Annotated in this window: 26 protein-coding genes, 1 pseudogene and 1 other annotated feature; of the genes and pseudogenes, 11 read left to right on the forward strand and 16 right to left on the reverse strand. The window is 42.0% G+C overall.

The annotated features are described in order from the left end of the window. Positions 1–106: 106 nt before the first annotated feature. The 10 genes from btuD to ACGF49_RS05770 form a co-directional block, all read right to left on the reverse strand. Positions 107–859, reverse strand: a complete 753-nt coding sequence (gene btuD / locus ACGF49_RS05725; protein WP_113041116.1) for a vitamin B12 ABC transporter ATP-binding protein BtuD — start codon at positions 857–859, stop codon at positions 107–109. 33 nt (positions 860–892) lie between these two features. Then, positions 893–1,900 carry a vitamin B12 ABC transporter permease BtuC gene (btuC, locus tag ACGF49_RS05730; RefSeq protein ID WP_011146884.1) on the reverse strand — a complete coding sequence of 336 codons (1,008 nt, stop codon included), beginning with the start codon at positions 1,898–1,900 and terminating at the stop codon, positions 893–895. 65 nt (positions 1,901–1,965) lie between these two features. Then, on the reverse strand, positions 1,966–2,262 hold the full coding sequence (ihfA, locus tag ACGF49_RS05735) for an integration host factor subunit alpha (protein WP_011146885.1): 297 nt from the start codon (positions 2,260–2,262) through the stop codon (positions 1,966–1,968). Positions 2,263–2,266: 4 nt separating this feature from the next. After that, positions 2,267–4,654, reverse strand: coding sequence for a phenylalanine--tRNA ligase subunit beta (gene pheT, locus ACGF49_RS05740; RefSeq protein WP_011146886.1), 2,388 nt, complete (start codon positions 4,652–4,654; stop codon positions 2,267–2,269). A 15-nt stretch (positions 4,655–4,669) separates the two neighbouring features. Beyond that, positions 4,670–5,653, reverse strand: a complete 984-nt coding sequence (gene pheS / locus ACGF49_RS05745) for a phenylalanine--tRNA ligase subunit alpha (protein WP_387490055.1) — start codon at positions 5,651–5,653, stop codon at positions 4,670–4,672. 42 nt (positions 5,654–5,695) lie between these two features. Beyond that, positions 5,696–5,820 (reverse strand) — a sequence feature (Phe leader region). 104 nt (positions 5,821–5,924) lie between these two features. Continuing rightward, positions 5,925–6,281, reverse strand: a complete 357-nt coding sequence (rplT, locus tag ACGF49_RS05750; protein WP_011146888.1) for a 50S ribosomal protein L20 — start codon at positions 6,279–6,281, stop codon at positions 5,925–5,927. A gap of 41 nt (positions 6,282–6,322) precedes the next feature. Beyond that, a complete protein-coding gene (gene rpmI, locus ACGF49_RS05755; protein WP_011146889.1) occupies positions 6,323–6,520 on the reverse strand; it encodes a 50S ribosomal protein L35 in 198 nt (65 codons plus the stop codon). A 97-nt stretch (positions 6,521–6,617) separates the two neighbouring features. Next, positions 6,618–7,157 (reverse strand): translation initiation factor IF-3, encoded by a 540-nt coding sequence (gene infC, locus ACGF49_RS05760; protein ID WP_228901579.1) that lies wholly within the window; start codon positions 7,155–7,157, stop codon positions 6,618–6,620. A gap of 3 nt (positions 7,158–7,160) precedes the next feature. Further along, entirely contained in the window at positions 7,161–9,089 is a 1,929-nt protein-coding gene (thrS, locus tag ACGF49_RS05765; protein WP_228901572.1) for a threonine--tRNA ligase, read from the reverse strand. Positions 9,090–9,402: 313 nt separating this feature from the next. Next, positions 9,403–10,053, reverse strand: a complete 651-nt coding sequence (locus ACGF49_RS05770) for a transglycosylase SLT domain-containing protein (protein ID WP_387490059.1) — start codon at positions 10,051–10,053, stop codon at positions 9,403–9,405. Between the two features lie 218 nt (positions 10,054–10,271). Here ACGF49_RS05770 and ACGF49_RS05775 point away from each other — a divergent pair, with 218 nt between their 5' ends. The 5 genes from ACGF49_RS05775 to ACGF49_RS05795 all read left to right on the forward strand — a co-directional run bounded on the left by ACGF49_RS05775 (position 10,272) and on the right by ACGF49_RS05795 (position 14,957). Beyond that, positions 10,272–11,192 (forward strand): metal ABC transporter substrate-binding protein, encoded by a 921-nt coding sequence (locus ACGF49_RS05775; protein WP_271858569.1) that lies wholly within the window; start codon positions 10,272–10,274, stop codon positions 11,190–11,192. After that, complete coding sequence (locus ACGF49_RS05780; RefSeq protein WP_112893985.1) at positions 11,189–12,085, forward strand: manganese/iron ABC transporter ATP-binding protein; 897 nt, start codon at positions 11,189–11,191, stop codon at positions 12,083–12,085. The genes ACGF49_RS05775 and ACGF49_RS05780 overlap by 4 nt, the downstream gene beginning before the upstream one ends. Next, positions 12,082–12,960 carry a metal ABC transporter permease gene (locus ACGF49_RS05785; protein WP_112875720.1) on the forward strand — a complete coding sequence of 293 codons (879 nt, stop codon included), beginning with the start codon at positions 12,082–12,084 and terminating at the stop codon, positions 12,958–12,960. The genes ACGF49_RS05780 and ACGF49_RS05785 overlap by 4 nt, the downstream gene beginning before the upstream one ends. After that, positions 12,957–13,844: a metal ABC transporter permease gene (locus ACGF49_RS05790; protein WP_271865713.1), complete on the forward strand. Its 888-nt coding sequence runs from the start codon at positions 12,957–12,959 to the stop codon at positions 13,842–13,844. The genes ACGF49_RS05785 and ACGF49_RS05790 overlap by 4 nt, the downstream gene beginning before the upstream one ends. Before the next feature lie 243 nt (positions 13,845–14,087). Continuing rightward, complete coding sequence (locus ACGF49_RS05795; RefSeq protein ID WP_349010818.1) at positions 14,088–14,957, forward strand: fructosamine kinase family protein; 870 nt, start codon at positions 14,088–14,090, stop codon at positions 14,955–14,957. Positions 14,958–15,011: 54 nt separating this feature from the next. On the opposite strand, the gene ACGF49_RS05800 is transcribed toward ACGF49_RS05795, so the two are convergent. Continuing rightward, entirely contained in the window at positions 15,012–15,554 is a 543-nt protein-coding gene (locus tag ACGF49_RS05800) for a YniB family protein (RefSeq protein WP_113041002.1), read from the reverse strand. Between the two features lie 186 nt (positions 15,555–15,740). Between ACGF49_RS05800 and ACGF49_RS05805 the strand changes: the two are divergent. The 4 genes and pseudogenes from ACGF49_RS05805 to ACGF49_RS05820 all read left to right on the forward strand — a co-directional run. Beyond that, positions 15,741–16,091 (forward strand): annotated as a pseudogene (locus ACGF49_RS05805) (HAD hydrolase-like protein); the annotation flags it as partial. 127 nt (positions 16,092–16,218) lie between these two features. Beyond that, complete coding sequence (locus ACGF49_RS05810; RefSeq protein WP_387490066.1) at positions 16,219–16,359, forward strand: hypothetical protein; 141 nt, start codon at positions 16,219–16,221, stop codon at positions 16,357–16,359. A gap of 23 nt (positions 16,360–16,382) precedes the next feature. Then, positions 16,383–16,931 (forward strand): metal-dependent hydrolase, encoded by a 549-nt coding sequence (locus ACGF49_RS05815; RefSeq protein WP_113041003.1) that lies wholly within the window; start codon positions 16,383–16,385, stop codon positions 16,929–16,931. A 187-nt stretch (positions 16,932–17,118) separates the two neighbouring features. Further along, a complete protein-coding gene (locus ACGF49_RS05820) occupies positions 17,119–18,510 on the forward strand; it encodes an L-cystine transporter (protein WP_191214722.1) in 1,392 nt (463 codons plus the stop codon). 66 nt (positions 18,511–18,576) lie between these two features. Here the strand turns inward: ACGF49_RS05820 and htpX are convergent, their stop codons facing one another. The 4 genes from htpX to ACGF49_RS05840 form a co-directional block, all read right to left on the reverse strand. Then, positions 18,577–19,464, reverse strand: coding sequence for a protease HtpX (gene htpX / locus ACGF49_RS05825; RefSeq protein ID WP_113041005.1), 888 nt, complete (start codon positions 19,462–19,464; stop codon positions 18,577–18,579). A gap of 342 nt (positions 19,465–19,806) precedes the next feature. Further along, positions 19,807–21,858: a carboxy terminal-processing peptidase gene (gene prc / locus ACGF49_RS05830; RefSeq protein WP_113041006.1), complete on the reverse strand. Its 2,052-nt coding sequence runs from the start codon at positions 21,856–21,858 to the stop codon at positions 19,807–19,809. A 19-nt stretch (positions 21,859–21,877) separates the two neighbouring features. Beyond that, positions 21,878–22,582, reverse strand: a complete 705-nt coding sequence (gene proQ / locus ACGF49_RS05835) for an RNA chaperone ProQ (RefSeq protein WP_113041007.1) — start codon at positions 22,580–22,582, stop codon at positions 21,878–21,880. A 95-nt stretch (positions 22,583–22,677) separates the two neighbouring features. Continuing rightward, positions 22,678–23,175, reverse strand: coding sequence for a GAF domain-containing protein (locus ACGF49_RS05840; RefSeq protein WP_113041008.1), 498 nt, complete (start codon positions 23,173–23,175; stop codon positions 22,678–22,680). A 667-nt stretch (positions 23,176–23,842) separates the two neighbouring features. Between ACGF49_RS05840 and ACGF49_RS05845 the strand changes: the two genes are divergently transcribed. Next, positions 23,843–24,085 carry a DUF1480 family protein gene (locus ACGF49_RS05845; protein ID WP_112875709.1) on the forward strand — a complete coding sequence of 81 codons (243 nt, stop codon included), beginning with the start codon at positions 23,843–23,845 and terminating at the stop codon, positions 24,083–24,085. 351 nt (positions 24,086–24,436) lie between these two features. On the opposite strand, the gene ACGF49_RS05850 is transcribed toward ACGF49_RS05845, so the two are convergent. Next, on the reverse strand, positions 24,437–24,778 hold the full coding sequence (locus ACGF49_RS05850; protein WP_113041009.1) for a YebY family protein: 342 nt from the start codon (positions 24,776–24,778) through the stop codon (positions 24,437–24,439). Positions 24,779–24,812: 34 nt separating this feature from the next. Here ACGF49_RS05850 and ACGF49_RS05855 point away from each other — a divergent pair, with 34 nt between their 5' ends. Then, positions 24,813–24,995 carry a hypothetical protein gene (locus ACGF49_RS05855; RefSeq protein WP_146748044.1) on the forward strand — a complete coding sequence of 61 codons (183 nt, stop codon included), beginning with the start codon at positions 24,813–24,815 and terminating at the stop codon, positions 24,993–24,995. The last annotated feature ends 5 nt before the right edge of the window (positions 24,996–25,000 follow it).

A 25,000-nucleotide genomic window follows, 5' to 3' on the forward strand; every position in this document is an offset into this window, starting at 1 on the left:
GATATATTAGATGACTATATTTGAACGAATCGTAAACACAGGTATGATTTAGCAAATTAAGTGGAAATTACAATAGATTCACGGCAGGTACGTACATAAGGCTGGGCTATAATTCAGGCAAAAAAACCCGCCAATATTTATCTGTCTTTTCTGGCACGCATTTGATATCAGCGGCAAAAACTCTGGAGAGCGTATTTTCTTTCATTACCTCATCCGGCTTTCCATTCGCAACCAGTGATCCATCAGCAAGCAACCAGATCCGATCAGCTTTATCATAGCTATGATTGAGATCATGACCACTCATGACTACGGTTCCACCGAGTTCACAGAATTTCTTTATCAACAGATCAAGTGCCGCGACCTGAGTGATATCAAGATTATTCGTAGGCTCATCCAAGAGCAATAATTTGCCTTCCAAATTGATTGATGGCCAGACTTGTAAAAAAACTCCGGTTAATCGCACCCTTTGCCATTCACCACCAGATAGATTGCCTACAGGTGTCTCTAGAAACTTTCCCAACTTAAAAAAGGAACAGAGTTCTGACAACACACCGTCACAATTAACAAGATGAGCTGCTAAATGCAGTTGCAAATATTGAAAAACCGGCATTATTGGCACAGAAGAAATTTGCTGGCTAAGCCATGCTCTGTAGCGTGCTAATTGGCAGTGACTATATTGACTAAGGCACTTTTGTTGCAAATCGATTGCACCACTATAGGGTAAAATACCGGCCATACAGGCTAATAGTGTACTTTTTCCTGAACCATTCGGCCCAATGATATGTATCTGTTCACCTTGTTGTACCAACGCTGTCAGCGGCATTAATCGGTTTCGTACTGATACCTGATTGAGAGCCATCAACTGATTAGTCACTTGCACATTATTCACTTTTTAACTCCAGTCTCTAACCCTCAATAATAACCAAATGAAGACTGGCGCACCCAATGTTGCAGTTACAACACCAATCGGTACTTCTGCATTATTCAAGCTAAGACGAGATAGCAGATCAGCCAGCAATAATCCATAACCGCCGGATAGAACACAGGCAGGCAGTAGAGTTTTATAATCTGTTAGGCCGCATAAACGCAAAATATGTGGAATAACCAAACCAATAAAGCTAATTGTTCCAGCAAGTGCAACACTTAACCCTACCAACAACCCAACAGCAAAGACAAATAAATTACGCCAATAATAAAGTGAGATACCTAGCTGTTGGGCCTGTGTTTCTCCCAGTGAAAGAAAATTAAGTACTTTTCCTTGTCTGCTCAACCAAATAATCAAAGGAAACAAAGCGACTACCAACCATTGATGCCGCCAGTCTATTCCACTAAAACTCCCCATCATCCAATACATTAGCTGACGCAAGTCCAGGCTAGTACTAAAATAAACCATCCAGGTCATTAACGCACCAGAGGCAACACCAAAAGCAACCCCTACCAACAACAAACGGGCGTTATTCAGATAACGATTTCTTGAAAAGGTCAGCAATATCATTGTGACGGTCAGCGCACCGAGCACAGCGCCAATACTTAATAACCAGAACGGCGCAATGCCATGAAACATCAACACCAAAAACACCACCACCACGCCAGCACCATTACTGACCCCCAATAGCCCAGGTTCCGCCAACGGATTTTCAAACAGTGCCTGCATTACTGCACCCGCCACAGTCAGGCTCGCACCTACAGCAACGACAGCTAATACACGAGGAAAACGTAACTGCCACACAAACAATTGACCTGTTTCAGAAAACCATTTATTAGGCCAGATCCAATTTTCCCCAGCACAAAGCGAGAGAAAAAAAACGAGTAAAAATAAACACGTGAGAATTGCCAGAAAACGATAATCATGTCTTTTCTGACGAGTCACTAATTCAGCGATAGAATGAGTGGATTGCATGGTAAATCAAGCTCATGAGGGAGGATCATTTAAGAAAAAGGCCGCTATTGATGCGGCCTTTTTGATTATTCTTTAGGTGTGGCTTTCTCAACCCTGCTTTTTAACTTCTGACCAGGACGGAATGTCACTACTCGGCGAGCTGTAATCGGAATGTCCTCACCAGTCTTAGGGTTACGTCCCGGACGTTGGTTTTTATCCCGTAAATCAAAGTTGCCAAATCCAGACAATTTTACCTGCTCACCATTCTCCAAAGAACGACGCACTTCTTCAAAGAATAATTCAACCAGATCTTTAGCATCACGCTTGCTAATTCCCAGTTTCTCAAACAGATTTTCTGACATTTCAGCTTTAGTAAGCGCCATAAGTTCAGTCCCTCAAGGATGCTTGGAATCGCTGTTTCAGCACTGCAACACATTTATTAATCGTCGCAGCAATCTCTTCTTCTTCCAGTGTACGCGCGGTATCCTGCAAGATAAAACTTATAGCAAGGCTCTTATGACCCTCTGCTACACCTTTACCACAATACACGTCAAACAAGTTTATGCCAACTATATGATTTACGCCAACTTTCTTGCATTCAGCCAAAACATCTTCTACAGCAACATTTTCAGGCACCACGATCGCAATATCACGACGGTTTGACGGGAAACGTGAAATCTCTTTCGCATCAGGAACCACGCGGCTTGCCAGCTTGTTCCAGAGTACTTCGAATACCACGGTGCGGCCATTTAAATCAAGTTTGCGTTCCAATTCTGGGTGAACCACACCAATATATCCGATGTATTCATTTTCCAAATAAATCCCGGCGCTTTGACCTGGGTGCAACGCCGGATTTACATCTGCTCTAAAAGAAATCTTAGATAATTTTCCAGTTAACTCTAGAACGGCTTCCAAATCGCCTTTCATATCGAAGAAATCAACGGACTGTTTTTCCAGTGACCAATGCTCTTCAAAGCGATTTCCTGTAATAACCCCCCCTAGCATCAGCTCCTGACGAATCCCCTGATCGGCATTTTCATCAGGAACAAAACGCAAGCCAGTTTCAAACAAGCGCACACGGTTTTGCTGGCGGTTCTGGTTATATACCACCGTTGTTAACAAACCAGTCAGCAGAGATAAACGCATTGCTGACATATCCGCTGAAATTGGGTTAGGCAGCATCAACGCTTGTTGCTGTGGATGTAACAGCGCCTGAATTTTGGGATCAACAAAGCTATAAGTAATCGCTTCTTGATAACCTCTATCAACGAGCACCGTTTTAACACGTTGCAGGGAAAGATCCGTTTCACGATGTTTTTTCATGATAAGATCTGCGCGAATCGGTACATCTGGAATATTGTTGTAACCGTAGATACGGGCAACCTCTTCCACCAAATCTTCTTCAATCTCCACATCAAAACGCCAGCTTGGTGCAACCGCTTGCCAACAATTTTCCTGAATAGTGACTTTGCAACCTAAGTGGGTCAGGATGTCACCAACCTGTTCATCAGGTATATAGTGACCAATCAAACGATCCAGTTTTTCACGACGCAATGTGATTGTCGCAGATTGAGGCAATTGAGATTCATCAGTAACATCAATAATCGGGCCAGCTTCACCACCACAAATATCAATCAATAATTGAGTTGTTCTCTCTATTGCTTTGTGTTGTAACTGAGGATCAACTCCACGTTCATAACGATGAGAAGCATCAGTGTGTAAACCATAACGACGAGCACGGCCAGCAATCGCTAAAGGAGCAAAAAATGCGCACTCAAGTAAAATATTTTGCGTTTCTTCATTCACACCTGAATGTTCACCGCCAAAAATACCAGCCATTGCAACAGCTTGTTTTTCATCAGAAATAACTAGGGTATCAGTAGAAAGATTGGCTTCTGTACCATCCAGCAGCACCAATTTTTCATCCTGCTTCGCCATGCGCACAGTGATTGAGCCATTCAAACGCTCCAAATCAAACGCATGCAATGGTTGGCCTAATTCAAGCAATACATAGTTAGTCACATCGACAATCGGGTCGATGGAACGGATACCACCACGACGTAATTTTTCACGCATCCATTGGGGTGTTGCCGCTTTCACATTAATGTTTTTAATTACCCGTCCAAGGTAACGTGGACAAGCTTCTGTTGCTTCAACACGAATAGGGAAAATAGCATCTGTTGTCGGTTTTACTGCCTCAATTTGTGGCTCAGATAGTGGCATTTTATTAGCGACCGCCACATCACGCGCAACCCCTATAATACTTAGGCAGTCAGCGCGATTAGGCGTAATACTAATTTCAATGACCTTATCATCCAGCTTCAGATATTCACGCAGATCAACACCTAAAGGAGCATCAATTGGCAATTCAATAATACCGTCGTGATCCTCAGAAATACCCAGTTCAGAAAAAGAACATAGCATCCCTTCAGAAGGCTCACCTCGCAGTTTTGCCGCCTTGATTTTGAAATCACCCGGTAATACAGCACCCACGGTTGCTACAGCAACTTTCAACCCCAAGCGGCAATTTGGTGCACCACAAACGATGTCCAGCAGTCGTTCACCGCCTACATTCACTTTTGTTACCCGTAGCTTATCTGCATTTGGATGCTGAGCACATTGAACAACTTCACCGACAACCACACCATGAAATTGACCAGCAACAGCTTCAACGCCATCAACTTCCAGACCTATCATGGTAATTTGATCAGATAATGTTTCACTGCTAATGGCTGGATTTACCCATTCGCGTAACCAGAGTTCACTGAATTTCATGAGATATTCCCGCCCTTATTTAAACTGTTTGAGAAAACGCAGATCATTTTCGAAGAACGCACGCAAATCAGTTACACCGTAACGTAACATTGTCAGGCGTTCCACTCCCATGCCGAAAGCAAAACCAGAATAAATTTCAGGATCAAGGCCAACATTATGCAATACATTAGGATGAACCATACCGCAACCCAACACTTCCAGCCATTTGCCGTTTTTACCCATTACATCAACTTCCGCCGAAGGTTCTGTAAATGGAAAATAAGAAGGTCGGAAACGAACCTGCAAATCTTCTTCAAAAAAGTTAGTCAGGAAATCGTGCAACGTTCCTTTCAGGTTGGTAAAACTGATATCACGATCAATAATCAAACCTTCTACCTGATGGAACATGGGCGTGTGTGTCTGATCGTAGTCATTACGATACACGCGACCCGGTGCAATGACGCGAATTGGCGGCTGTTGACTGTGCATAGTTCTAACCTGAACACCTGAAGTCTGAGTACGCAACAGACGTTTGGCATCAAACCAGAAAGTATCATGATCAGCACGTGCAGGATGGTGAGCAGGAATATTCAACGCATCGAAATTATGATAATCATCTTCAATCTCAGGGCCTGATTCTATAGAAAACCCTAATTCACCAAAGAAAGTCTCAATACGCTCTATTGTGCGGTTAACCGGATGTAGTCCACCATTTTCCATACGGCGACCCGGCAATGATACATCAATTTTTTCCGCTGCTAAACGGAAGTTCAAAAGGTCAGTCTCCAGTTTTTCTTTACGGATATTCAGAGCTTCCTGGACTTCTTGCTTAGCCTGATTAATAACCGCCCCTGCTGCTGGACGTTCTTCGACCGGCAGATCACGCAGCGATGACATTTGGAGAGTTAAATGGCCTTTTTTGCCTAAATATTCAACACGCACCAAATCCAACGCAGCAACATCCTGGGCATCTTCTATGGCTGCTCTTGCGTTTGCAACCAGTTCAGCGAGATGTGGCATCGTTTTCCTCTTCCTTCGGCCTAACGGCCTTACTGTCATAAAAACAAAAAAACCTCCACAACGGAGGCTCAGGCGCTACTTTTCGTTTCTTTTCTTACGCGCAAAGCCCCCTGAATTCAGGTGCTAAAGTAAAAAAAGATGCGAAAAAAAGCTAAAGACATAATGTTAGTTCTCTCAGAGTAAAACTCTTTTTTGACAACGACTCTCTCTCGTAAGCTACATCTGACAACAAAGTAAAAGAGGGAGCATGCCCCCCTCTTACTACCCTAACTTATGCCAGAGCGCTCTTCGCTTTTTCAACTAAAGCAGCAAATGCCACTTTGTCAAACACAGCGATGTCAGCCAGGATCTTACGGTCGATTTCAATAGAGGCTTTTTTCAGACCATCGATGAAACGGCTGTAAGACAAACCATTCTGACGTGCAGCAGCGTTGATACGTGCAATCCACAGTTGACGGAACTGACGTTTACGCTGACGACGGTCACGGTAAGCGTACTGCCCTGCTTTAATTACTGCCTGGAAGGCAACACGGTAAACGCGCGAACGGGCACCGTAGTAACCTTTCGCTTGCTTTAAAATTTTCTTGTGACGTGCACGGGCGACAACACCACGTTTTACGCGAGCCATATACTTCTCCTATCGTCTCTGAATTCTAATCTAAAAATTGCTTATGCGTACGGCAAGCAAGCAACAACCAGGCCCAGATCACCTTTGGAGACCATGCCCTTTGGACGTAAATGACGTTTACGCTTGGTTGATTTCTTAGTCAGAATGTGACGAAGGTTAGCACGCTTACGCTTAAAACCGCCACTTGCAGTTTTTTTAAAACGTTTAGCGGCGCCGCGTACTGTTTTAATCTTTGGCATTTTAATTTCCACTTCGCATTGTGAATTACAACGAATTAATCAGGCGAATAAGCCCCAACCAGATGAACCGACTGGAGCTTATTACTTGATTGCCTAACTATTTCTTCTTAGGAGCGAGCACCATTATCATCTGACGGCCTTCAATCTTCGAAGGGAAGGATTCGACTACCGCCAATTCATCCAGATCGTCGCGAATGCGGTTAAGCATTTCGATACCAATCTGCTGGTGTGCCATTTCACGCCCACGGAAACGCAGGGTGATTTTGGCTTTATCGCCATCTTCCAGAAAACGAACCAGGTTGCGTAGTTTGACCTGATAGTCGCCTTCATCTGTACCAGGACGGAATTTAATTTCCTTAACCTGAATAATTTTTTGTTTTTTCTTCTGCTCTTTGATCGACTTACTCTTCTCATAGAGGAACTTGCCGTAATCCATGATACGGCAAACCGGCGGCTCGGCATTCGGGCTGATTTCAACTAAATCAACACCCGCTTCCTCAGCTTTTTCAAGAGCTTCCCTCAGACTGACAATGCCAATCTGTTCGCCATCTAAACCTGTTAAACGAACTTCAGAAGCGCGAATTTCTCCGTTAATGCGATTAGGACGCGCTGTTTGAATTCTTTTTCCGCCTTTAATACCTTATTCCTCCAATTGATGAAGATTACGACTGCGTATTTCTACAAGCAGTTTTTCGATGAACTCGTTAACATCAATGCTACCTAAATCTTTACCACGGCGGGTACGAACGGAAACTTTCCCTGATTCGACCTCTTTTTCACCACAGACAAGCATGTAGGGAACACGACGTAGAGTGTGTTCACGGATTTTAAAGCCAATCTTCTCGTTTCTCAAGTCTGCTTTTGCACGAATGCCAGCATCTTGAAGCTTTTTTACTAATTCCTGTACATAATCAGCCTGGCTATCGGTGATATTCATCACCACTACCTGCTGTGGAGCAATCCATGTTGGGAAGAAACCCGCATACTCTTCAGTTAGGATACCGATAAACCGTTCCAGTGAACCCAGAACCGCACGGTGAATCATTACAGGAACCTTACGTTCATTATTTTCACCTACGTAGGACGCATTCAAACGACCAGGTAGTGAAAAGTCGAGCTGCACAGTACCACATTGCCACGCACGATCCAAACAATCATGCAAAGTAAATTCAATTTTCGGTCCGTAGAAGGCACCTTCACCTGGTTGATATTCAAATTGAACACCATTTTCTTGTAGTGCTGCCGCCAAAGCTTCTTCCGCTTGATTCCATTGTTCTTCAGTACCAATGCGCTTTTCCGGGCGGGTTGACAGCTTAACCATGATCTTTTCAAAACCAAAAGTGCTGTAAACGTCATACACCATCTTAATGCAATTGCTAACTTCCCGGTGAATTTGCTCTTCTGTACAGAAGATATGAGCATCATCCTGAGTAAAACCACGAACCCGCATCAAACCATGTAATGCCCCTGATGGTTCATTACGGTGACAACTACCGAATTCAGCCATACGTAACGGTAAATCACGGTAAGATTTTAAGCCTTGGTTAAAAATCTGAATATGCCCTGGGCAGTTCATCGGTTTAACGCAATATTCACGGTTCTCTGAAGAAGTGGTAAACATATGCTCACCGTAGTTTTCCCAGTGACCCGTTCTTTCCCACATGACACGGTCCATCATAAACGGACCTTTAACTTCCTGATATTGATATTCTTTCAGTTTGGTCCGGACAAAAGTTTCCAGCTCACGAAAAATAGTCCAACCATCATTATGCCAGAATGCCATACCTGGAGCTTCTTCCTGCATGTGGTATAGATCTAATTGTTTACCAATCTTACGATGGTCACGTTTGGCTGCTTCTTCCAAACGTTGCAGATAAGTATTGAGCTGTTTCTTATCAGCCCACGCGGTACCGTATATTCGTTGCAACATTTTATTGTTGCTATCCCCACGCCAATATGCCCCTGCGACTTTCTGTAATTTAAAATGATGGCAGAAACGCATATTTGGCACATGTGGGCCACGGCACATGTCAATATATTCTTCATGATTATAGAGACCAGGACGATCATCTCGACTGATGTTTTCATCCAAAATTTGGACTTTATAATCCTCACCACGAGCAACGAAGGTATCACGAGCTTCTTGCCAGTTCACTTTTTTCTTGATGACGTCATAGTCTTTTTTGGCAAGTTCCAACATCCGCTTTTCAAGCAGTTCAATATCTTCCTGCGTCAGAGCACGGCCAAGATCAACATCATAGTAAAAACCATTATCAATAATTGGACCGATAGCCATTTTAGTATCTGGCCATAATTGTTTAATTGCATGGCCTAACAGATGAGCGCATGAATGGCGGATAATTTCCAGCCCTGCATCATCTTTACTGGTGATGATGGCAAGATTGGCATCTGAATCGATTAATTCACAAGCATCCACTAGCTCACCATTTACGCGGCCAGCAATACATGCTTTCGCTAAACCTGGACCAATATCACAGGCAACATCCATTACAGAAACGGCATGGTCAAACTGGCGTTGGCTACCGTCAGGAAGAGTAACAACAGGCATTTAAAATCCTTATCTACAGTGGTGACCCACACGAAAGGTCACTTGAAGGAGTTTGATATTCAACTAAAATAACGATTTAAATTATTATCTCGTCAATCCATTAAAGTTTGGTACTAAAATTGGTACACAATGTAAAAAGTGATTACCTTCAATACCGAAACACCGCGAAAATATACCATCAACAACCAGTCAGGTCACGGCGATGTTTAGTATGGGTAAAATCATTTGCATTTATTAGTCGAATCCGTCTAATTTGCGGGTTGCTATCCGCTCCGGCGAACTCGCGACGCAAATTGCCACGGGCGGCTTGTTGTTAACGATAAGCCTTTTTCACCTTCCACAAATAGCGTGGAGCCTGAGGTGCTGGATGATTATCCTGAACATACCGATAAAACTCATCCGGCGTCATGCTGTTTATTTTATTGACGGCTAATTGACGATCTGCATTAAAAGTACGCAAAAGAGCACCCGCACCATTTACGTAGGCAACGATAGTGGCGTAGTAGAGAGTCTCAGGGTTATCAATACCTACCAGATGTTGCTCCTTCAGGATACTGATATAAGCAGTGCCAAGATCAATATTAGTTTTAGGATCTTTCAACTCACTAGTTGTTGGCTGACCAGAACGCCCTTTCTGTCGATACACATCCCGCCCTGCTGTCGATGCTTTAATTTGCATAAGACCAATTGCATTCGATTTACTGACTACATTAGGACGAAAACCGGATTCAACTTGAATAATCGCTCTGATCAGAGTTTCATCAACGCCGTACCGATTGGATGCCTGTTGAATAAAGGTATCAAAAGGCGTCGGCGGAAAAGAAGAAATTCTAGCTGCGTTGGAAGTATTGCTAAGCATACGTTGCTGACCGGACTGTTTACCAACATTTGTTTGCTGAACATTTCTCTCAGCACAACCGACTAACAGCACGACCAGTGCCACAAAGCTCAGTCTTAATTTCACCCTATAATCCTCCGGATCAAATTTTGCTACAGCGCAGCATATACAATTTCGTTTACAATCTAAAAATATTTTTACTTAACTTTTCACTGTATTCGTGTTCATATCATATGGAATGACTATTGCAACAATTGCTATTTCCAAATTTTATCATCTTGACTTTACTTAAATGATATTGATAATCGTTATCATATACTTATAACAAGTAAGGTTTGAATTTTATGAAGAAAAAACTTTCTCTGCTTTTACTTTCTCCTCCTGTTCTGGGAATTATGTTGATTCTCTTATCTGTAATTCTATTTAGTCATCAGGTATCCGCCGCCAAACAATTTAAAGTTGTCACGACCTTTACTATTATCCAAGATATCGCACAAAACGTAGCAGGTGATGCGGCGATTGTTGAATCAATTACTAAACCTGGTGCCGAAATCCATGATTACCAACCCACCCCCAAAGATATTATAAAATCTCAACATGCTGATTTGATCCTTTGGAATGGGCTAAATCTAGAACGCTGGTTTGAACGCTTCTTTGAAAACCTTAAAGATGTACCTGCCGTTGTCATTACTGACGGCATTGAACCACTACCTATCCGTGAAGGGCCTTACAACGGGAACCCTAATCCTCATGCTTGGATGTCACCCACAAATGCTTTAATCTATATTGAGAATATTCGCCAAGCATTTGTGAAATACGATCCTGAAAATACAGAAATTTATAATAAGAATGCCAAAGCCTATGCTGAAAAAATCGCACAACTGGATTCTCCACTGAGAAAACGTCTTTCCCGTATTCCACAGGATCAACGTTGGTTAGTCACCAGTGAAGGGGCTTTTAGCTATTTAGCTAAAGATTACCAATTCAAGGAAGTTTATCTATGGCCAATTAATGCGGAAGAACAAGGTTCACCACAACAAGTTCGTCATGTCATTGATACTGTAAGAGCAAACAAAATCCCAGTTGTATTTAGCGAAAGTACAATTTCAGATAAACCCGCTAAACAAGTCAGTAAAGAAACAGACGCCCGTTATGGTGGCGTTCTTTATGTAGATTCACTCTCCGGCAGTACTGGCCCGGTACCAACTTACATTGATTTACTGAACAAAACTGTAGATACAATCGCAAAAGGATTTAATCAATGAATAGCAATATACTGTTTGAACGTCCTCATTTAGTCGTTGATGACGCCACTGTGACTTATAACAATGGTCACACAGCTATTTATGATGCAAGTTTTTCTATCACCGGTGGAACTATTTGTGCGTTGGTGGGCATTAACGGTAGCGGTAAATCCACATTGTTTAAGACTATCATGGGACTGGTAAGCCCATCTCAGGGAAAAGTAACTCTGAGTGATATGCCAGTCAAAAATGCTTTGAAGAAAAATATTATTGCATATGTCCCTCAAACAGAAGAAGTCGACTGGAACTTTCCAGTATTGGTTTCTGATGTCGTTATGATGGGCCGCTATGGGAAAATGGGATTCCTGAGAATCCCAAGTAAAAGAGATCACCAAGCTGTTGATAAAGCACTTGAACGTGTCGGCTTAACGGCCCTACGCAACCGACAGATTGGCGAACTCTCGGGCGGGCAGAAAAAACGGGTTTTTCTTGCAAGAGCTCTAGCTCAGGAAGGTAAAGTTCTATTACTAGATGAACCTTTTACTGGTGTTGATGTAAAAACAGAGAATGCCATCATTGACCTGTTGTGTGATTTACGTGATGAGGGCCATCTGGTTCTGGTTTCTACACATAACCTCGGTAGCGTGCCTGAATTCTGCGATCATGTTATCCTAATCAACCGAACTGTTCTAGCAAGTGGCCCAACAGAAACAACGTTCACCCAAAAAAATTTAGAGATGACTTTTGGTGGAGTACTTCGTCATATTAATCTATCTGGTCCGGAATTACATGATGATGATGATCCACGCTCCTTGACTGTTATTACTGATGATGAACGCGCAGCCGTATTTTATGGTCATGATCATCATGTTCCGCCAAGGCAGGGTCAGCATAAGGAGAAGCGTCAATCATGACAGAGCTTTTGCTGCAACCTTTTCACTATAATTACATGGTAAAAGCCATCTGGGTTAGCGCCATCGTCGGTGCTGTCTGTGCCTTTCTTTCTTCCTACCTGATGTTAAAAGGCTGGTCATTGATGGGAGACGCGCTCTCTCACTCAGTTGTGCCTGGCGTCGCTGGTGCTTATGCGCTGGGTCTTCCTTATGCAGGTGGTGCTTTTTTTACCGGAATGCTGGCAGCTCTGTCTATGACTTTAGTTCGTCATATCACTCGCTTACGTGAAGATGCAGTAATCGGGTTCATTTTTTCCACTTTCTTTGCGGTCGGCTTATTAATCGTTTCCCTCAATCCTACATCGGTTAACGTACAAACCATTATTTTCGGCAATATCCTTGGCATCGCTGATGAAGATGTTCTCCAAGTTGAAATCATTATTGCGATTTCATTTATCGTGCTCATGTTTATCTGGAAAGATTTGCTAATTGTATTTTTTGATGAAACACATGCTCGCTCTATCGGTTTATCTCCCTTGCGGATGAAAATCATTTTTTTTACTTTGTTGAGTGCTTGTACTGTCGCAGCCTTACAAACTGTCGGCGCTATTCTGGTGATTGCAATGGTTGTCACTCCAGGCGCAACAGCTTACTTATTAACAGATCGTTTTAAGCACCTGCTGATCATTGCCGTTACTATTGGTTCCCTGACCAGTGCATTTGGCGCTTACCTAAGCTTTTTCCTTAACGGCGCTACTGGTGGTGTCATTGTCACGCTGCAAACCGTTATTTTCCTACTCGCATTCTTCTTTGCACCAAAGCATGGGCTATTCGCTTCACGTATACGTGCCAGAAAAGAATCCTCAGCCTTGGCTCAGGAGACAACACAATTATGAATGAGTTGACACAATTACTCACTGAGCCGTTTATGTTTCCATTTATGCAACGGGCGGTATTTGCTGCTATTGTAACAGGTGCAGTATGTGCAATACTCTCTTGTTATCTGGTTCTTAAGGGCTGGTCGTTAATGGGTGATGCCATCTCTCACGCTGTATTGCCAGGCATTGTGCTAGCTTTCGCTGCTGGTATACCGCTGGCTATTGGCGCATTCCTTTCCGGTATTTTTTGTGCTTTTGCAACAGGATATCTGAAAGAACATAGCCGGATAAAAGAAGATACTGTCATGGGAATTGTCTTTTCAGGCATGTTTGCCTTTGGTTTAGTTCTTTTTGCCCGAATAGACACTGACCAACATCTCACTCATATTTTGTTCGGAAATATTCTAGGGATCACTAAAGATGAGTTGAATCAAACATTATGGATTGCCTGTATCACTATGGCGGTAGTACTGCTAAAGCGCAAAGACTTCATGCTTTACTGCTTCGATCCAAACCAAGCACGCGTAGTGGGATTACCTGTTAAGCTTTTGCATTACGGTTTACTTTGTCTATTGTCAATGACCATTGTCGCTTCCCTGCAAGCCGTGGGAATGATTTTAGTTATCGCAATGTTGATATCACCGGGAATCATCGCTTTCATGTTATGCCGCAGTTTTGACCGAATGTTAATTGTCGCTATCATTGCATCAGTCAGTTCCTGTGTCCTGGGTACTCTGGTCAGTTTCCACATTGATGGTGCAACGGGGCCATGCATTGTTATTGTTCAGGCTATTTTCTTTACACTGGCACTGACTTACAGTCAGATAAAACTTGTAAGAACAAAATCCAAACGTAAAACGTATCAATCAGCCCTACAAATCTCTAACGAACCCAATCAATAACAAAAAGGGTTATATCTGTTTTGAGATATATACCCTATGGATTTCAAGATGGATCGCGACGGCAAGGGAGCGAATCCCCGGGAGCATAGATAACGATGTGACCGGGGTGAGTGAGTGCAGCCAACAAAGAGGCAACTTGAAAGATGACGGGTATAACCCTGTTAATCATCTTTTTTACCTGATCATATGTTTTCTCTGACTATAATTGTTCATAAAGTAATTGACGACATAGAGAGGTGAACCATGTGGCAAACAGTAAATCATTTGTTAAACGAACATTTCGGTGTTGCTGAAATTCACGATAAAACTGAGTTAGCCGGGGGGGACATCCACCAAGCTTGGCGAGTCACTCATGGAAAACGACAAGTTTTTGTCAAATCAAATCTGCGCGAGATGCTCCCTGTCTTCAAAGCAGAATCAGAACAGCTTGAACTCCTGGCTCGCAGCCAAACTATCCGTGTTCCAACTGTTTATGGCATTGGCAATGCCCGTGACCATAGCTTTCTATTGCTTGAATTTCTGCCTTTAAAATCTTTTGACCCTCACAGTGCCTATTGCTTCGGTCAACAACTGGCAAAACTTCATCAATGGAGTGAGCAACCTCAATTCGGCTTTGACTTTGACAATATGCTGGCAACAACTCCACAACCTAATGGCTGGCAACGACGTTGGCACCAATTTTATGCGGAAAAGCGGGTTGGTTGGCAATTACAAATCGCAGCAGAAAAAAACATGATATTTGGTGATATTGATAATATCGTTCAAGCTATAAGTAACAAACTTCAACACCATCAGCCACAACCCTCTCTGTTACATGGCGATCTCTGGCCAGCTAATTGTGCTTCGCTAGATGACCAAGCCGTTGCCTTCGACCCAGCCTGTTATTGGGGAGATCGTGAATGTGATTTCGCTATGTTACCGTTATACCCTGACTTACCCATGCAAATTTTTGATGGCTATCAGAGCATATGGCCACTCCCTGCCAACTTTATTGAACGGCAGCCTGTGTATCAGCTCTATTATTTGCTTAACCGGTGTAATCTCTTTGGTGGTGATAATTTTATTGCGGTTCAAAATATTCTCGATAATATTTTGACTGAAAATAGCCAATAGATGGTAATCAGGCTGCGAAAATACTTATTCCGCAGCTATAGCCAACCGGAGAATCTACCAGCCTAAGATTTTCAATAGAAAATAAAAAATTGCACCGATAATTACCGGTGAAATATATAAGGTATAAATCTGACTGAACAGCGTATGACGAGGAAGTTTAATTTTTAATTCAATCTGTTCTCTCGTCAAGCCATCATTGCCTTTAGCTTTTTCAATAATAAGCTGATCTTCAATGTTTTCTCGTATAAACTTCACTTGTCTGTATATCCGTTGACCTGACGCACTCATAGCAAGGCCGAAAAAAATAAGAAAATAGATAATCAGGAAACCAAGCGTTGATCCGGTAAAACCAGCCAGACGATCAGGTGTTGGTGAGTTTTTCCAGAAGAAATCCAGAAATGGGGTATTAAAACGCACCATTTCAGCCATCATTTTCAGGAAATCATCCAAAACAGCATTGATACCATCACCTTTAATACCGTGCAGCCAGGCAAGGTTAATCACAGAAACAGTGGTCGATAAAAGTGCCGGAACAAAAATCACCCAACCTAAAACTCGCTTAATAATAGCGATGTATCCGGCTTTTTGGTAAGTCATCGATATCCCTCATAACAATAAGCAGATTTTATTTTCGGCTAATCATAGCCCATCAATCACCAAATTTAACTTTATATTTAATTAACTAAGCATTTCTTACCATGTTCCCGATCAGGAAAAGATTTCACCTACTGAGATTGTTACAATCAGCTTTCGCTAACTGTCTGACCAGAGAGAGATACTTAAATGTCTTTTCATTTACCAATAAAAGCGGCCATTTTCGATATGGACGGCTTACTGATTGACTCTGAACCCTATTGGACCCAAGGAGAAAAAGAAGTATTTAGTGAATTAGGTCTGGATTTCTCTTTAGCAGAAAAACTACCAGATACTCTTGGATTGCGAATTGACCAAGTTGTGGAACTTTGGTATCAGGCTTCTCCCTGGCAAGGGGCATCAAAATCAGACGTGGAACAGAGAATTACCGACCATGTTATCGATTTGGTAAAAGAAAACCGTCCTTTACTCCCAGGTGTTGAATATGCTTTAAACCTTTCATCATTTATGCCGATGGCAGCTTCTTATTGTTCACATAGTAGCCGTAGCGCTTATGTCTTATTCTGTCAAACAAAAATCTAATTAAATATTAACGTTATATACCCTATGGATTTCAAGATGCATCGCGACGGCAAGGGAGTGAATCCCCGGGAGCATAGGTAACTATGTGACCGGGGTGAGCGAGTGCCGCCAACAAAGAGGCAACTTGAAAGATGACGGGTATATATTAATAAATAAGATATTTTTGCTTTTCACCCTCTATCTTACCCACATAAAACCCTCTATACTTCGCCGACTGTATGGATAGACAGTTATTAGTCAGAGGAATTTATGACCGCAGAAGGGCATCTTTTATTTTCAGTTGCCAGCATCATCTTGGCACATAAGCTAGAAATAACACCAGAGATAGCTTATGGAGACTGGTTGCATATGCTACCAGGGGTACTGCTTACTGCCTTGTTACCCGATATCGATCACCCTAATTCAACCCTGGGTAGATTATTCAGATTTATCTCCATTCCTATTGCCAAACTCTGTGGTCATAGAGGCTTTACTCACAGTTTACTTGCTCTCATATTAGGGATTACTTTATTTTGGCTAAAAATACCCGAAGAGTGGCTAATCCCAACTGATTTTTTCCATGCCATGATTGTTGGCTATTTGAGCCATCTGATTGCAGATATGCTAACACCGGCTGGTGTGCCGTTATTGTGGCCAATCAAAATACGTTTCTGTCTACCTGTGCTTGGCAAGCAAGGAAATAAGAAAGCAGAAAGGTTTATTTCTGCCCTATTAATTGTCATTGCCATTTTTCTACCAGAAGATATTGAATCTTCTATACTTTTTTATATAAATCGCATCAAAGATCTCTATTTCTAATGCTCTAATTGACTAAAAATAAATCTTAAAAGTCACATTAATTATATTAAATTCTATATAGTTATAAATGAAAATAGTTTAATCTGGTACTATATTCCCCAACTGCTTGTTGTAATGTGTTCGTTTGCAAACCTACACGATTCAATACAGCTTATAACTTAACTAAATTGAATTCTGGAGTTTGGGGATGAATTTACCACTCATTTCGAATGTGCTCGTCTTCGTAGCACTGCTTTTGCTATTGTCAAAAACCAGTTCACGGCAATGGAACCTGTCGAAAAAGGTTTTTGCGGGCCTTACCATTGGCATTATTTTTGGCTTAGCACTGCAACTGGTTTATGGTTCTGATAATACCATAGTGAAGGAATCCATATCATGGTTCAACATTGTAGGTAATGGCTACGTACAACTTCTACAAATGGTCATTATGCCTCTGATATTTGCCTCTATTTTGAGTGCAGTCGCCAAACTACACAAAGCATCTTCTCTGGGAAAAATCAGCTTTCTGACTATCGGAACGTTGTTATTCACTACAATGATTGCAGCACTTATCGGTATCATGATTATCAACCTGTTCGGCCTGACTGCTGAAGGTCTGATTCAAGGTCCCCAAGAAACAACACGTCTGTCTGCTATCGAAAACAACTATGTCAGCAAAGTCTCTGATTTATCTGTACCACAATTGATTCTATCTTTTATTCCGAAAAATCCGTTCGCAGATTTAACCGGCGCTAACCCAACTTCTGTTATCAGCGTTGTTATTTTCGCAACCTTCTTAGGTATCGCTGCCCTGCAAATGTTGAAAGATGATCATGAGAAGGGTGAACGCATATTAGTCGCTATCGACACTATACAGGCATGGGTAATGAAACTGGTTCGTCTGGTTATGCGCTTAACGCCGTATGGTGTTATGGCCCTGATGACCAAAGTTGTCGCTAACTCTAATATCCATGAAATTGCAAAACTGGGAACCTTTGTTATCGCATCCTATATTGCACTAGCACTAGTATTTGTTGCTCATGGGTTTCTACTTTCTCTCTTCGGCATCAATCCACTTAGATTTTTCAAAAAAACTTGGCCAGTGTTGACTTTTGCATTCACCAGCCGTTCCAGTGCTGCCAGTATTCCACTGAATGTCGAAACCCAGACACTCCGTATTGGCGTACCAGAATCAATCGCCAGCTTTTCAGCATCTTTTGGAGCAACAATCGGTCAGAATGGCTGTGCCGGAATTTATCCCGCCATGTTGGCCGCAATGGTTGCTCCAACAGTGGGCATAAACCCACTCGACCCGATGTGGATTGCAACACTCGTTGGCATTGTCACTATCAGCTCTGCTGGCGTTGCTGGTGTGGGCGGCGGTGCTACGTTTGCAGCACTGATTGTCTTACCCGCAATGGGACTACCTGTAACGTTGATTGCTTTATTGATTTCTGTTGAGCCTCTCATTGATATGGGCCGTACGGCACTGAATGTAAGTGGTTCAATGACTGCTGGCACTATTACCAGCCAACTGATGGGACAAACTGATAAAACTATCTTCGATCAGGAAGAACATGTTGAATTAAGTCAGCTATAATTTAAAACTTCAAAAACTGTAAAAAAGCCGGGATTGATTCCCCGGCTTTTTATTTTATTCACAATATTATTTATTCAGGTACTGTCCACTACGCAGTGCTTCAATACGTTTGTCCAATGGTGGGTGAGACATGAACAGCTCACTGAATGTTTTTGATTTACCATTAATACAGAACGCCATCATACTGCCTTCTTCCTGCGGTTCATAACTGGTTTTCAGACGCTGTAAAGCAGCGATCATTTTCTCACGACCGACCAACTTGGCAGAACCTGCATCTGCATGGAATTCGCGATAACGTGAGAACCACATTGTGATAATGCTCGCCAGAATACCAAATACTATTTCCAACACCATTGAAACAACCATGTAAACAATAGGATTGCCCGAAGAGTTACTCTCTTCCTCATCACTGTTGCCAGACAGGAAACTTGATACAGCTTGAGCCAGTAGACGGGAAATAAAGATAACGAAAGTATTTACTATCCCTTGCAGCAAGGTCATCGTCACCATATCACCATTAGCAATATGACTAATCTCATGAGCAATAACAGCTTCTGCTTCTGCCCTACTCATGTTATCCAATAGACCGGTGCTGACAGCAACCAGAGAAGCATTACGACGCGCTCCGGTAGCGAATGCGTTAATATCAGGCGCGGTATAAATCGCAACCTGGGGCATGGCAATATTGACTTGTTCCGCTTGACGGCGAACAGTTTCAACTAACCAATGTTCAACTTCATTTGCTGGCTGTTCTATGACCTGGGCACCCACAGAACGTAGGGCCATCCATTTGGACATCAACAGGGAAACAAACGCCCCACCGAAACCAAACAGACCAGCCATAATCATCAAACCTTGTACACTACTCCCCTGAATTCCTGTCAAAGAAAGTATTATCCCGAACACCAACATAACAGCGAGGTTAGTGAGGAGGAACAAAACAATTCGCATCATAAAAACCGGCTTCCTTTATTAATAATCAATGCACTTTCAGAACTACTCTATAAATAAGGCTGTTCTTACTATATTCAAGGCTTTTAACCTGTTAAGCGATAAAACCAACATAACTTTACAAAATCATGAAAAAAACCACATTAGCCTAACACCAATTGGTTAAACAAAATACGCCAATACCTGGTAATACTGAGAAAATGTGAAATAATTCATCCTTCCTGAAAAGAAAAAACACCTTAAAAAGACTGTTTATATTACTGACAGCCCAATATACCATTCACTCAAAACATCCCAAGCAAACGATATTGGGCATTAATCATTAACAGGCTTTAACCCATTATTTTACTTAGACTTAGCCAACATTTTCTCAGCAGGTTGGTGCGCTAAATCAAGTGCAATCTTCACTGACTCATCGAGATAGGGATCTGGCCCCTGATAATCTTTAGGCAAATCATCCAGTGAAGTTAACGGTTTTTTACCCTCGCGTTTAAAGCGATCATTTATGCGATTCAACTTCAGAGCATCCGCTTCTTTATTCTCTTTCTCTCTTTGTGCATAGTTCAGAGAAACAATATTTTTATGCTCTTTCAGCGCCTTATAGTGAGCAATATCCTCATTGATATACTTGAATTCTGGATCAGTTGTAATGCGGGCATTGTGAGCAACATTCAACTGAGGAACCAATGCAGCAATAATTTTAGACCCTGTATAACGGGCAGGAGGAATGCTATCCCAAGGCAAAGCATTATCTTCGAAACTTTCCCCGGTTTCTGCCGGATCAACCCCCGTAGGCATTACGATATCAGGAGTAACCCCTTTACGCTGAGTACTACCGCCATTCACACGATAAAACTTCTGAATCGTATATTGGACAGACCCCAGTGATGGCCAATCAGGACGCATCATTTGATCGTAAATACGACTCAAAGAACGATATTGCTGAACTGTACCTTTACCAAAAGTCGGTTCACCAACAATCAACGCTCGCCCATAATCCTGCATTGCTGCGGCAAAAATTTCAGAAGCAGAAGCACTAAAATGGTCTACCAGAACAACCAAAGGTCCTTTATAGTACACCACTTCATCAGTATCAGAATCCTGACGAATTTTCCCATTATTATCTCTAACCTGGACAACCGGGCCACTTGGGAGAAACAAGCCTGATAAAGAAACCGCCTCTGTCAGTGCGCCACCACCATTGCTACGCAAATCAATGACAATAGCACTGACATGCTGTTTGGTCAGTTTTTGTAATTGAGTTTTAACATTATCAGTCAAACCAACATAAAAACCGGGGATATCAAGCACGCCCACTTTTTCCTGACCCATGGTCTTAACTGACATCTTCACAGCCCGATCTTCCAAACGGATCTGTTCGCGAGTTAAAATAACAGTACGCGGTTTTGCCCCTTTGGTATCAGAAATAACCTCAAGCCGCACTTTACTCCCTTTAGGACCTTTAATCAGCGCAACCACATCATCCAGACGCCAGCCAATAATATCCACCATAGACTTTCCTGACTGGGCAACACCGATAATCTTATCACCCACGTTTAATGCTTTGCTTTTGGCGGCAGGTCCACCAGCAACCAAAGAATTTATAACTGTGTAGTCATCATCTATTTGCAAAACAGCACCAATCCCTTCCAGGGAAAGACTCATTTCTGAGTTAAACTGTTCAGTATTGCGTGGTGAAAGATAATTGGTATGAGGATCAATTTCACGGGCAAACGCAGTCATAATCAATTGGAAAACATCTTCACTCTGGCTTTGTGTCAGACGTTTTAACGCGGATTGATAGCGTTTGGTGAGCATCTCTTTGATTTTCTTGTCCTCTTTGCCGCTGAGCTTGAGGTTGAGCCAATCATATTTAACTTTAGCATCCCAAAGTTTATTTAGCTCTTCCACACTCTGTGACCAAGGGGCTTTGGAACGATCAACATCAATTGTATCGTTACCATCAAAATTCATTGGCTGTTCAAGACGCGATAAAGCGTACTGATAACGCTCAAAGCGACGTTTCTGTAACAAATTAAACAAGTCATACGGAATTTCCAGATTCCCATTTTCCAATTCCTTGCCTAACAACTTTTTCTTATCGGCATACTGAGCAACATCTGACGCCAATAATATGTTATGGCTGTAATCCAGTATATTAAGATAGCGGTCAAATATTTTTGCCGAAAAATCACCATCTAAATCAAATTGGCGATAATGAGAACGAGTGAAGCGGGATGTTACCCGCTCGCTAACTGTTGAATGCTGAGGCTCTTGCTTCAATATAGGTAATTGTTCAATACCAACAGGAACAGCCACTGGACTGTTTGTATTTGCATAACAAGTACCAAAAATTGAAACACCTAAAACAAAAGCCAGTCTGACGAATTTGTTCATGCCCAGGTCGGCCTCCGTATCAGAACTGTAAATGTTCTGCGCGTACAATCATTGCCAAACCGGAAGGCAATTGTACCCGTACACCATCTTTGGCGACTTCAAGCACAGAAGCATCCACTGAACTTTTACCCACTCTTACTTTAATTTCCTGACCAATTTTCAGCGATGAAACATCGACAATCTGAATCGGTACAGGTTGAGCAGGTTTAGCAACTGGTTTACGTGCTTGCTGAGGGCGCTTTTGCTGACGTGGTGGCTGCCGTTTTTCCCCCTCAGTATTATTAGCGCGGCGACGAGGAGCTGGTTTCTTGGCTGTGGGCCGTTCATTTTTTTCACCAGCAGCCACATTTTCAGCTTCACGTTTTTTAGCTCTTTGCTCTGCACGCTGTGCCTGAACCCGTGCTTTAGCTTCAGTCAGTTGCTGAAGAGCGTGCTCAATGTGTTCCGCTTCCAATTCACCGCATGAATTACCATCAAGGTCAACACGCTGCGCACCTTCTTTCACACCATACAGGTAACGCCAACTTGATGTGTACAGACGCAAGGCGGAGCGCAGTTGTGTTTTACTTAAACACTCTTCGTCCTGAATACGTTCAACGATATCTTGAAAAATACCGATCTTTAAAGGACGAGCTTCACCTTCGGCTACGAAACAGAGCGGGAAACGCTCAGCTAAAAAAGCAATAATCTCTTTACTACTATTCAACTTAGGTTGATTTTCCATGAAATTTCCTGATTACAACGGTTTTGCCAACCAGCATAGGCATGAACTGGCGTCATTATAATAGCGTTGCTGATAAATGCCACGTTATCCATATGTTAAGTTACATTCAATTCAACATATTTCGGCACAACGCACTGTTCTAAATGAGCACAAAGCCCATCAATAAGGGCTTGTAAGCCAAATTCGTCTTTCTGGTCGAACCTATTAAAGACCGTACTATCAATATCCAATACACCGATAATTCTATCGCTTACGATCAACGGCAACACAATTTCAGCGTTACTAGCAACATCACAGGCGATATGACCAGGGAACGCATGAACATCATCAACACGCTGGATACGCTTTTTCAATACAGCCGTTCCGCATACCCCCTTGCCAACAGGTATTCTGACACAAGCAACTTTTCCCTGAAATGGTCCTAACACCAACGTATTACCATCAATCAGGTAAAAGCCAACCCAGTTAACGTCATGCAAACGTTCATACAACAATGCACTGGTATTAGCCAGCGTCGCTATTAAGTCATACTCACCAGACAACAGAGCTTTTAGGTCTCCCGTAAGCTCCCGATAGAACTCATTTTTATTCATAATTGACCTATCCGATGAAATTCACAAAACGCATCTCTATTTTTATATCAAAAAAACATCAAGTGCCCATAACAATAAGGTTAACAGTCTGTCACACTGACGTAAATTTTTTACTGTCCTCAATAAGATATTCTTTAATTATATTTATTGAATACTTGCAAAGGCTAGTGAGATATCACACCACTTCACCAAAACATTATCAGAGGTACAACCAGTATGAATATGATTCACTGTTAGTGCCTCTATGCCCTCATACAATAAAATCAAATTGAGTTTTTACACAATTATAAAGATCAATTATCTGATAACAGTATCGTTCATTAGCCCCTTTCATTTGAGAGTTGACTAGTAGTGTAGTAAAAAAACTAAACATTCAAACAAGTTATCCATAGAATTATTGCATTTACCACACCACCACCAACACTTTGAGTCCTTACTACCACACCAAATAAATATTTCCTACTGAATGTATAAAAGGTCAAAGAATAACAGAGATAAAAAAAGCAATATGACAAGAGTAAGTTTTAGAACAGATCATTATAACAGCAATATCATCTACCGATTATCCAGCACAGAAAATATTATTACTGGAAATCTCAGCTATTTGATCTATTCTCAATGATGGTCACGCTGGTCTTACCTGTTATATAAAAGTTAAGGAGCAATCATGAACCAGACAAAATTAAGAATTTCCAGCTACGAAATTGATGATGCTATTCTCTCTTCACCTTCCCAAGAGGACGATATCACCATTAGCATTCCTTGTAATTCCGACCATGAACTTTGTATGCAGTTGGATGGATGGGATGAACATACCAGTATTCCCGCCTTACTAAACGATAAACACATTCTTCTCTACCGAAAGCATTATGATAGACAAAAACATGCATGGGTTATGAGGGTGGTCTGATGTCCACAAAACTTGTGACAAAAAGAGGCCGAGTTGACTCCTCTACTCGGCCTAGGGAAAATGGCTCTTAAGAGCCGTGCGCTAAAAGTGTCATTGAGACGAAAAACAACTTACAATTTAAAGAGTAGCTGACATACTTGCATTTTACCAACTTTTTGGATAATAAATAATCAAAAACAACATCTTCCATTAAGCCAAAATAGACGCTATACCCTACGGATTTCAAGATGCATCGCGACGGCAAGAGAGTGAATCCCCGGGAGCATAGCAAACTATGTGACCGGGGTGAGCGAGCGCAGCCAACAAAGAGGCAACTTGAAAGATAACGGGTATATTGCTTACTCAATGACATTATCTCTTATCGCACAATGCTAAAGCTGCTTGTTGGAATGGCTCTATACTCATTTTTTGGGTCGGATTTTTGCTATCATCCAATAGAATAATATCCAAAGACTTAGCATTCACTTTCCCCACCTTCATCATATCCGTGGCTATATCATTCAATGGGTATTGCACTAACGTACTTGGATTAATCACAAACAGAGCCTTATTTGCTCGGCAATCCAACATCACCTCTTCCCGCGTAAATGCCCATTTATCACCAAATTGTAGCTTACTCACCGTTTCAATCGGTGCAGCAACATTTTGAAAAGAGAGACAAAGCAAGGAAATTAATAAAAGTAAACGTTTCATAATAGTTACCAATGTAGATATAAAAGCGAGCGAAATGGATCTTTTCACACACTATCTATATACCCAATGGATTTCAAGATGCATCGCGACGGCAAGGGAGCGAATCCCCGGGAGCATAGGTAACTATGTGACCGGGGTGAGTGAGTGCAGCCAACAAAGAGGCAATTTGAAAGATAACGGGTATATACCAATAGCACCTATTGAGACAGATAATTAATTAAG

It is taken from the genome of Photorhabdus sp. RM96S, assembly GCF_042879335.1.
Taxonomy (GTDB): Bacteria; Pseudomonadota; Gammaproteobacteria; order Enterobacterales; family Enterobacteriaceae; genus Photorhabdus; species Photorhabdus kayaii.

Bases quoted from the DNA above. Each gene is read 5' to 3' on its own strand.
- btuD (WP_113041116.1), bottom strand. From the start codon at position 859: ATGGCTCTCAATCAGGTATCAGTACGAAACCGATTAATGCCGCTGACA.
- btuC (WP_011146884.1), bottom strand. From the start codon at position 1,900: ATGCAATCCACTCATTCTATCGCTGAATTAGTGACTCGTCAGAAAAGA.
- ihfA (WP_011146885.1), bottom strand. From the start codon at position 2,262: ATGGCGCTTACTAAAGCTGAAATGTCAGAAAATCTGTTTGAGAAACTG.
- pheT (WP_011146886.1), bottom strand. From the start codon at position 4,654: ATGAAATTCAGTGAACTCTGGTTACGCGAATGGGTAAATCCAGCCATT.
- pheS (WP_387490055.1), bottom strand. From the start codon at position 5,653: ATGCCACATCTCGCTGAACTGGTTGCAAACGCAAGAGCAGCCATAGAA.
- rplT (WP_011146888.1), bottom strand. From the start codon at position 6,281: ATGGCTCGCGTAAAACGTGGTGTTGTCGCCCGTGCACGTCACAAGAAA.
- rpmI (WP_011146889.1), bottom strand. From the start codon at position 6,520: ATGCCAAAGATTAAAACAGTACGCGGCGCCGCTAAACGTTTTAAAAAA.
- thrS (WP_228901572.1), bottom strand. From the start codon at position 9,089: ATGCCTGTTGTTACTCTTCCTGACGGTAGCCAACGCCAGTTTGACCAT.
- ACGF49_RS05775 (WP_271858569.1), top strand. From the start codon at position 10,272: ATGAAGAAAAAACTTTCTCTGCTTTTACTTTCTCCTCCTGTTCTGGGA.
- ACGF49_RS05780 (WP_112893985.1), top strand. From the start codon at position 11,189: ATGAATAGCAATATACTGTTTGAACGTCCTCATTTAGTCGTTGATGAC.
- ACGF49_RS05785 (WP_112875720.1), top strand. From the start codon at position 12,082: ATGACAGAGCTTTTGCTGCAACCTTTTCACTATAATTACATGGTAAAA.
- ACGF49_RS05790 (WP_271865713.1), top strand. From the start codon at position 12,957: ATGAATGAGTTGACACAATTACTCACTGAGCCGTTTATGTTTCCATTT.
- ACGF49_RS05795 (WP_349010818.1), top strand. From the start codon at position 14,088: ATGTGGCAAACAGTAAATCATTTGTTAAACGAACATTTCGGTGTTGCT.
- ACGF49_RS05800 (WP_113041002.1), bottom strand. From the start codon at position 15,554: ATGACTTACCAAAAAGCCGGATACATCGCTATTATTAAGCGAGTTTTA.
- ACGF49_RS05815 (WP_113041003.1), top strand. From the start codon at position 16,383: ATGACCGCAGAAGGGCATCTTTTATTTTCAGTTGCCAGCATCATCTTG.
- ACGF49_RS05820 (WP_191214722.1), top strand. From the start codon at position 17,119: ATGAATTTACCACTCATTTCGAATGTGCTCGTCTTCGTAGCACTGCTT.
- htpX (WP_113041005.1), bottom strand. From the start codon at position 19,464: ATGATGCGAATTGTTTTGTTCCTCCTCACTAACCTCGCTGTTATGTTG.
- prc (WP_113041006.1), bottom strand. From the start codon at position 21,858: ATGAACAAATTCGTCAGACTGGCTTTTGTTTTAGGTGTTTCAATTTTT.
- proQ (WP_113041007.1), bottom strand. From the start codon at position 22,582: ATGGAAAATCAACCTAAGTTGAATAGTAGTAAAGAGATTATTGCTTTT.
- ACGF49_RS05840 (WP_113041008.1), bottom strand. From the start codon at position 23,175: ATGAATAAAAATGAGTTCTATCGGGAGCTTACGGGAGACCTAAAAGCT.
- ACGF49_RS05845 (WP_112875709.1), top strand. From the start codon at position 23,843: ATGAACCAGACAAAATTAAGAATTTCCAGCTACGAAATTGATGATGCT.
- ACGF49_RS05850 (WP_113041009.1), bottom strand. From the start codon at position 24,778: ATGAAACGTTTACTTTTATTAATTTCCTTGCTTTGTCTCTCTTTTCAA.
- ACGF49_RS05855 (WP_146748044.1), top strand. From the start codon at position 24,813: ATGGATCTTTTCACACACTATCTATATACCCAATGGATTTCAAGATGC.